The organism is Neisseria sp. P0021.S007, assembly GCF_051956855.1.
On sequence record NZ_JBQCXA010001280.1, the window covers coordinates 1 to 506 of the forward strand.

The 506-nt window shown below is 49.8% G+C and carries 1 pseudogene; it reads right to left on the bottom strand.

Features of this window, described 5'->3' with window-relative positions:
• A pseudogene (locus ACTHUR_RS18735) lies at positions 1-502 on the bottom strand (phosphatase PAP2/dual specificity phosphatase family protein); the annotation flags it as partial.
• Positions 503-506 lie beyond the last annotated feature (4 nt).

Here is a 506-nt window from a genome sequence, read left to right on the forward strand (position 1 = left end):
GTACCGACAAGGCAATCAGGCTTTGCCATAAGAAAAGCGGCAGGCGGATTTTGGGAAAGCGCGTCCAATAAAATGCACCCACGATAATCGCCAACGCGATATGCAAAGATGGCGCTTGGTTGTACGGCAAATCAAATGCAGCCAATGAATCAAACAGCCAGCCTGACAGCCCATCGGCAGGCGGTTTAGGCCACCCGAAACGCAGCGGAAACAGTACAAAGCAAACAGTTGCAATCAGTTGGGCGGCTACAAGGTGCGCTACATATCGGTTTTGTTCATGTGTATCACGGCAAAGAAAAAATGCCGCGGTATACATCAGGTTTAGCGACCAATAAGGCACAATCGTCCATGCCCAAAACGGAATATTGCTCTCCCATGTAAAAGCGATTTCAGGCACATAGTCCAGCGACGCCGCGTAATGGTTGGATAGGCCGTAGCTGGTGTAGAACAGTGCGCCAACTAAAATCAGCTTGAGCAGGGAGGTTTTTAGGGAGGGTTTCATGGAT